Annotated in this window: 3 protein-coding genes; 1 reads left to right on the forward strand and 2 read right to left on the reverse strand. The window is 61.6% G+C overall.

Features of this window, described 5'->3' with window-relative positions:
• Positions 1 to 65: 65 nt before the first annotated feature.
• Positions 66 to 851: a WecB/TagA/CpsF family glycosyltransferase gene (locus SGJ19_21985; protein MDZ4782929.1), complete on the reverse strand. Its 786-nt coding sequence runs from the start codon at positions 849 to 851 to the stop codon at positions 66 to 68.
• 72 nt (positions 852 to 923) lie between these two features.
• On the reverse strand, positions 924 to 2,093 hold the full coding sequence (locus tag SGJ19_21990; protein MDZ4782930.1) for a glycosyltransferase: 1,170 nt from the start codon (positions 2,091 to 2,093) through the stop codon (positions 924 to 926).
• Between the two features lie 296 nt (positions 2,094 to 2,389).
• Here SGJ19_21990 and SGJ19_21995 point away from each other — a divergent pair, with 296 nt between their 5' ends.
• A complete protein-coding gene (locus SGJ19_21995; protein ID MDZ4782931.1) occupies positions 2,390 to 3,721 on the forward strand; it encodes a CmpA/NrtA family ABC transporter substrate-binding protein in 1,332 nt (443 codons plus the stop codon).
• Positions 3,722 to 3,821 lie beyond the last annotated feature (100 nt).

Genomic DNA, 3,821 nt, shown 5'->3' on the forward strand with positions numbered 1-3,821 from the left:
AACAACCCGAAACTTCGCCGGCATGATCAAATGGGCCTGCCTCTTACAATACCTGCGATATGACGTCAAAATCGCGTTTTGAGACAAGGCCTAGTGTTGCAACGCCATTCGCGCCAGAGCAAGCCGGGGAACACCGCGGCGTCGCGGAGATAGCGTTTCAACAAGCGGCGCGGTTCCGTGGCGCAGCGATGCAGCCACTCCAACCCAGTGCGGCGCATCCAGCCGGGGGCGCGGCGTTTTTCGCCGGCGAGGAAATCAATCGTCGCGCCCGCGCAAATCGCGAGACTGGCGTCGATGCGGTCGCGATTTGCGTGAACCCAGAGCTCTTGCTTCGGAGCGCCGACGCCCACGATCAACACGTCCGGTCGTACCGCGGCGATTTTCTCAAGAATGCGTTCGTTTTCCGCGGCATCATGTTCAAAGCCAAACGGCGGACTATACGTACCGACGACTTCAACCGTCGGCCAACGCTGTGCAATGTTCTTAGCGGCGCGTTCCGCCACGCCGGGCATCGCGCCAAGCAGATACGTGCGTAGTGGCCTCTCGTTCGAGGCGGATGTATATAGTGCCGGCACGAGATCGCTACCAGTCACGCGCTCAGGCAAGGGGCGCCGCAGCAATCGCGAGGCCCACACGACTGGCATACCGTCTGCCACAACGAGCGACGCGTCCTGATAGGCAGCGCGTAGTCCCTCGTGATGCTGCACCAGCACGGCATGATCGACATTCGGCGTCACAACATACCGGCAAGGGCGCGGCGAGTCCGCCAGCCAACTTGAAAGACGCGTCACCGCATCGCCCAGCGTCAGCCGGTCAATATCCATCCCAAAAAGTCGCACGCGATCAGGCATGGGGAGCCGTACGAAACGTGGCGCCAAGAGACTGACAACTGAACACTGAAAACTTCAAACGCGCCCCCAAACTCACCGTCCCAGCACCGCGCGATAAACTTCCGCTACGCCGGCCGCCATGCTTTCGTCGGAGAAATGGCTGCGCTGTCGATTGAGGGCGCTGGTGCGAATCGCCTGCCAGTCGACGTCGCCGTGGAGATAACGCTCGATGGCTTCGGCAAGTTGCGAAGAATCATGCGGCCTCACGAGCAAACCGTCCTGCCCGTCGCGAATTGCTTCCGGGACGCCTTCGACGTTGGTCGCGACAATCGGAACACCGGAGGCCATGGCTTCGAGAATGACCATCGGCAGGCCTTCGCCAAACAGGCTCGGCAGGACGAACAAGTCCATCTGGTCGAGCTCCGCCGTCACGTTTGAGCAGAACCCGGTCCAGGTAATACTGTCGGCGATGTCCAGCCTGGCGACCCGGGCGCGAATCTCCGCCTCATACTCGGGCGTCTCGAACGTGCCGACGGCTCTCAGTTTTACCGGGACGTGGCGCTCGCGCAATTCGGCGAGGGCGTCCAGGAGCATCTCAAGTCCCTTGCGCGGCCGAAAAAGTGCGACCGTGCCGAGAGTCCAGACGCCGTGCGGGGCAGGGCGGTCCAACAAGGTTTCGCGACGCGGCACGCCGTTCGGCACGACCCAGGTGCGTTCCGAAGTAACGCCCAGGTGATCCGCGTAACGGCCCATCGCTTGCGAAACGCCAATCGCGGCCGAAACCCCGAGCAGGCTGCAGCGCTCTGTAGCTGCGTTGGCCCAATTCAACAGGCGACGCGTGGAATCGCGCGACGTGGGGCTATGGACGTGGTGAATCATCGGCACGCCGGCCAGCCACGAGGCGACCCGGCCGACGAGGGCCGCGCGGGGCGTGTGCGTGTGGACGGCGGCGTAGCCGTCGTCGCGAATCATTCGCGCCAGCAACCGGGCCGGGCGCAGATCGGTCCGGGAACGCATCAGGGCGCCGACCAGCGGGGCCGTCTGGCAGCGCCGCTGGGCGGGAAATTTGTCCGGCTTCACGCAGGCGAAGCCGACCTGAAAGCCGAAGTCCGGCAAGCATTCGGCAAGCAGGTCCTGCACCCGTTCGGCGCCGGCGTAGTGTTCGCCATTGACGACGTGCAGAATTCGGGTGGTAGCGGTCGCGACGGCGGCATCCGGCGGGCGGACCGGCGACGGCTGCGGATCGAGTTGAAGTGTAGCCATACCTCAAACATAGGCCACGCCGCGCATGGTCGAAGTCGACGCCGAGATCGGCTCGCGCGACTGCTTATTCGGGTTGCATGGCTATGCGACAAAAGGCGGCAGTCCGCGGATCAACATTCGTCCGCAAAAACAATCGGTGTTGCGCTAGACCGAAAAACGTGTGCTATGAATCGACGCAAGTCTCGACATGGCAAGGCGCAACACATGACAGTCAAAGTTTCGGCACGAGAATCGCTTTACGAACGAAATCAGGCGGTAGTCGATTGATCCCCACTCAGGTCACATGGATTTCCTAGATGCGCCGCTATCGCCAAAGCCCAACACAACACATCGATTCACCGCTCCACCTTTCACGCCGCAAGTTCGTAGCAGTCGCGGGCGCCGTAGGCGCTGCAATGTTGACCGGCTGCGAGCCGATCGATGCCACGAGCTCGGGTAGCCCAGACGGGGAACTCGGCGCCGTTCCGCCCGGTACGGTCGCCACGGAGGGCCCCGAGGTCACCGACATCAAGATCGGGATGATCGCACTCACGGATTGCTCTCCGTTTGTGATCGCGCACGAGAAGGGCTTCTTCAAGAAGTACGGCATCAACTCCACGGTCAGCAAGGGCGCGAGTTGGGCCGCGATTCGCGATGCGCTGTCGAACGACGACATCCAATGTACGCACATGCTGATCGGCATGCCAATCGCCTCGACGATGGGCTTGCTCGGCGCAGCGAAAAAACCGTTGGTGGCCCCGTGGCTGATCAATCGCAACGGCCAGGCGATCACGCTCAAGTCGGACTTAAAAGGCAAAATCACCGACGACCCCAAGGCGCTCAAGCCATTGGTCGACGCGGCCAAGGCGGCCGGCGCGCCGATGACTTTCGCCATGACGTTTCCGCCCGGCACGCATGCGATGTGGATGCGCTACTATCTCGGGGCAGGGGGGATCAATCCCGACAAAGACGTCTCGCTGGTGACGATTCCGCCGCCGCAAATGATTGCCAACATGAAGGTCGGCAAGATGGACGGCTTTTGCGTGGGCGAACCTTGGAATGCCCGAGCGATTCAGGACGAAATCGGCTTCACGTCGATCACCACGCAAGATATGTGGAAAGACCATCCGGAAAAAGTCTGCGCGTTCACGGAGGAATTCGCCGCCAAGAATCCCCGCACCGTGAAGGTGGTGCTCAAGGCCCTGCACGAAGCCAGCGTCTGGCTCGACGACATGGGCAATCGCCCCGAGCAATGCCAGATCGTCTCAGCGCCGACGTACATTAACTGCCCGGCGGAAACGATCCTGGGTCGCATGCAAGGTGACTACGACTTCGGCGACGGGCGCACCAAAAAAGACCCCAACTACATGATCTTCAGTGAGCGGAACTGCAACTACCCGCAGGCCAAGTACGCCACCTGGTTCATGACGCAGTATCGTCGCTGGGGCATGGTCGACGCCTCGGTGGATTACGAAGGCATCGCCAAGCAAGTCATGCGGGCCGATCTGTACGAAGAGGCGATGAAAGAACTCGGCTACACGCATGGCGGGGCGAATATGGAGCCGGAAACGCTGTTCGACGGCAAAGTGTTCGACCCGACCAAGCCGGAAGAGTACGCCACGTCGTTCGCCGTTCACAGCATGGTTTAGCGAAGCGTCTCAAAAACTCTAGCCCGACGCGCAAGCGAGGGAGAGTGGACGTCGAACCAAAGTGCCTCGTTTACACTCCCTCGATTGCGCGTCGGGCTAG

Source organism: Planctomycetia bacterium (assembly GCA_034440135.1).
Taxonomy (GTDB): domain Bacteria; phylum Planctomycetota; class Planctomycetia; order Pirellulales; family JALHLM01; genus JALHLM01.

What these genes read in the sequence shown, in the direction of transcription:
- SGJ19_21985 (MDZ4782929.1), bottom strand. Translation starts at nt 851, where the DNA reads ATGCCTGATCGCGTGCGACTTTTTGGGATGGATATTGACCGGCTGACG.
- SGJ19_21995 (MDZ4782931.1), top strand. Translation starts at nt 2,390, where the DNA reads ATGCGCCGCTATCGCCAAAGCCCAACACAACACATCGATTCACCGCTC.
- SGJ19_21990 (MDZ4782930.1), bottom strand. Translation starts at nt 2,093, where the DNA reads ATGGCTACACTTCAACTCGATCCGCAGCCGTCGCCGGTCCGCCCGCCG.